The organism is Roseiarcus sp. (assembly GCF_049514155.1).
Lineage (GTDB): Bacteria > Pseudomonadota > Alphaproteobacteria > Rhizobiales > Beijerinckiaceae > Roseiarcus.
This window is the reverse complement of record NZ_JBEKVH010000284.1, coordinates 1-2621: the sequence shown is the minus strand read 5'-3', so window position 1 is coordinate 2621 and position 2621 is coordinate 1. Positions and strand designations below refer to the sequence as shown.

At 69.5% G+C, this 2621-nt stretch carries 5 protein-coding genes; 1 reads left to right on the top strand and 4 read right to left on the bottom strand.

The annotated features are described in order from the left end of the window. Nucleotides 1-103 precede the first annotated feature (103 nt). Genes ABSF49_RS21525 through ABSF49_RS21515 form a run of 3 tightly spaced genes read right to left on the bottom strand, consistent with a single transcriptional unit; the run spans nucleotide 104 to nucleotide 631 of the window. Entirely contained in the window at nucleotides 104-400 is a 297-nt protein-coding gene (locus tag ABSF49_RS21525; RefSeq protein ID WP_424114674.1) for a BrnA antitoxin family protein, read from the bottom strand. After that, nucleotides 363-464, bottom strand: a complete 102-nt coding sequence (locus tag ABSF49_RS21520) for a BrnT family toxin (protein ID WP_424114673.1) — start codon at nucleotides 462-464, stop codon at nucleotides 363-365. The genes ABSF49_RS21525 and ABSF49_RS21520 overlap by 38 nt, the downstream gene beginning before the upstream one ends. Before the next feature lie 41 nt (nucleotides 465-505). Beyond that, nucleotides 506-631: a BrnT family toxin gene (locus tag ABSF49_RS21515; protein ID WP_424114672.1), complete on the bottom strand. Its 126-nt coding sequence runs from the start codon at nucleotides 629-631 to the stop codon at nucleotides 506-508. A 679-nt stretch (nucleotides 632-1310) separates the two neighbouring features. Between ABSF49_RS21515 and ABSF49_RS21510 the strand changes: the two genes are divergently transcribed. Then, nucleotides 1311-1817 carry a hypothetical protein gene (locus tag ABSF49_RS21510; RefSeq protein WP_424114671.1) on the top strand — a complete coding sequence of 169 codons (507 nt, stop codon included), beginning with the start codon at nucleotides 1311-1313 and terminating at the stop codon, nucleotides 1815-1817. Between the two features lie 54 nt (nucleotides 1818-1871). Here the strand turns inward: ABSF49_RS21510 and ABSF49_RS21505 are convergent. After that, nucleotides 1872-2621, bottom strand: a 750-nt coding sequence (locus tag ABSF49_RS21505) for a dipeptidase (protein WP_424114670.1), incomplete at its 5' end; no start/stop codon positions are given.

The following is a 2621-nucleotide window of genomic DNA, read 5'->3' as shown; positions in this document are numbered from 1 at the left end:
TTGACCGTCGGATCCGAGCCACAGCGGGCCGGCGCAGCCGCCTGACGGCGCCGGGGCGGCGGGACCGCAGGGAGCGCCGCCGCGATCCGAGTCCGCTCGCGCCCTAAGCCGCCCTTGATCTCGACTTGCCCTTTGCCGCCGCGCTCGCCGGCCGCTTCTTCCGCTTCAGCCATTCCTGCAGCGCGGCGTTGATGCGCGATTGCCAGCCGGGGCCGTCGTCGCGGAATGCGGCGACGACGTCCGGATCGAGCCGGATGGTGGTCGAGACCTTCGGCGCCGCCGACGGCCGCCGGCCCCGGCGGACTTTCGCCGCCTTGAACTTCGCCGCCCATTCCGGCGCGCTGAGATCGGGCGCTTCGTCGTCAGAAACGGGGGCGGTAGAGCGCTTGTTCGCGGTCATTGGCTTTCCTCAAAGAAATGATGCGGCGGGCGCCGCGCCGGGCGGTCCAGACGGCGACGACCATGTGCGCGTCGAGAAATCCGACGGTGATGAAGCGATCCTCGCTTAGTCGCGTCGGTCGTCGGAAACCGTCAGCGTCGCGCCGGCGAAAATCTCGTCCGCCCGCGCCATGTCGAGGCCGCGCTCACGCAGAGTCTGCTCGCGCTTGGCCGCGTCGAACTCGATTCTCATTGAATTGTTGTTACTACAAGAATGCGCGAAAGTCCATCAAAACGGCTCGCTGAGGCGCACCCTGCCATCGCCGCGCTCGCCGTCAAGGTCCAGCCGATGCGCGCATCGCTAACGTGAGCTTTGACCGCTCCGCGCGGCGCCGGCTTTTGGTCTGCAAGTCGCGTTGCTGACGAATAGCGGCCGACGGCCGCTTTCGCTCAGCAACGCGACTTGAAAGCCCCCTGCCGCGCCGACCCGGCGCAGTCACCGCGAAGCGGCCGAAGCGCAACGCCGGAGCGGCACAGCCGCTTGACGGCGCCGGGGCGGCGTGGCTGGCGGAGGTTGGAGATTTAGTAAGGCGTCGCCAGAACCCCCAAGCCCCTCACCCAACCTCTCCCCGTGAAGAACGGGGAGAGGAGCGCGCGGCGCCATTTTTCCCCTCTCCCCGCGACTTCGCGGAGAGAGGCAGGGCGAGGGGCGGGGTGAGTTTCCGCGTCGTCGCCGACTTATGCGAATGTCGATGCGCGCGGCCCGTGACAATGTCTTTCTGATAATCAGAATTTATGCTAGTCTTCTCTTTCGTAAAATCCAATCGCCGGCCAAAACCCGCCGCGAGCGCCAAGGAAGCCGCCCCGCCATGAACGCCGCCCTTCAGTCCCCGTCTTCGTCAGTCGCGGGCACCTCGGCGCGGGATCGCGACTTGCGGAGGATTCGCATTCTCGCGCTCGTCCAGGCGGGCTGGGCCTATGCGGCGATCGGGCGCGAGGAGGCGATTTCGTGCGAGCGGGCGCCCCAGATCGTCGCGAGCGCCTTCGCGGCGGGCGAGAACGAGACCAAACTCGTCCACGCGCGGGCGCCGATCGCCCGGCTCGAGCCGGCGCTGCGGCTCGCCGCGCGCTGCGTCGCCGACGGCGAGCTCGCCGCCATCGACCGGCTGCTGCGGGCGCCCGGCCGGCTCGACCGATACGCGGCGATCGACGGCGCCGAGGCGGCTGCCGACGACGGCGGCCGCAAGCGGCTGCTGACCAAGCTCAACGCCATGGCCGAGACCATCAAGCGGCGGCGCGAGCGGCACGGCGAGGCCGCGCCGGCGAAGCCGGTTCGACAGAAGCCGAGGCCGCCCTTGACGCGACGGACAGCCCTGATTTCGTTGACGATCCCGCCGCGCCGTCAAGCGCCGGGCTTGACATCGCTTGACAAAACTTGACGAAACTTGACGCGCGACTTGACGGCGGCGAAGCCGCCGGATGAGGGCAGCCCCTCACGCCCCCGGATAGTCCTCGATCCGGCCGACCGCCGGCTCGCGCGCTTCCCGTAAGCGCTCGCCGACCTGCTCGACCTTGCGCATGACGCGCAGGAGGTTGCGGCAGGCGATTTTCTCGAGGTCGCCCTCGGAGAAGCCGCGGCGGATCAGTTCGGCGAACAGATGGGGGAAGCGGCCGACGTGCTCGAGCCCCTGCGGCTGGAGGCCGCCGTAGAAGTCGGAGCCGATGCCGACGTGATCGACGCCCGCCGTCTCGACCAGATAGACGACATGATCGGCGACCTCGGCCAGCGTCGCGCGCGGCGCCGGGCCCTGGCGCGCTTCGATCGCCGCGATCCGCGCATTAACGTCGACGACCGGCGGCGCCTTGCCGTGGGGGTCGAGCGAGCCTCTGAGCCAATTGCGCAGCGCCTGCGACACGAAGCCCGGCACGAAGGTCGCGAGCGCCGCGCCGCCGTTCGCCTTCAGCCGCTTCAGCACGTCGTCGGGCGCGTTGCGCGGATGGTCGCACAGCGAGAAGGCGTTGGAGTGCGACAGCAAGACCGGCGCCTCGGAAACGTCGAGCAGGCGGCGGATGCCGTCGTGCGACACATGCGCGCCGTCGACGATCATGCCGAGCCGATTGGCCTCGCCGATCACCGCGCGGCCGAAGGCGTTGAAGCCGCCGTGGCGCGGCGCGTCGGTCGCCGAGTCGACCCAATCGAGCGTCTCGTTGTGGCAGGGGATCAGCATCCGCGCCCCCGCCGC

Coding starts and splice junctions, on each gene's coding strand:
- ABSF49_RS21525 (WP_424114674.1), bottom strand. CDS start 400: ATGACCGCGAACAAGCGCTCTACCGCCCCCGTTTCTGACGACGAAGCG.
- ABSF49_RS21520 (WP_424114673.1), bottom strand. CDS start 464: ATGGTCGTCGCCGTCTGGACCGCCCGGCGCGGCGCCCGCCGCATCATT.
- ABSF49_RS21515 (WP_424114672.1), bottom strand. CDS start 631: ATGAGAATCGAGTTCGACGCGGCCAAGCGCGAGCAGACTCTGCGTGAG.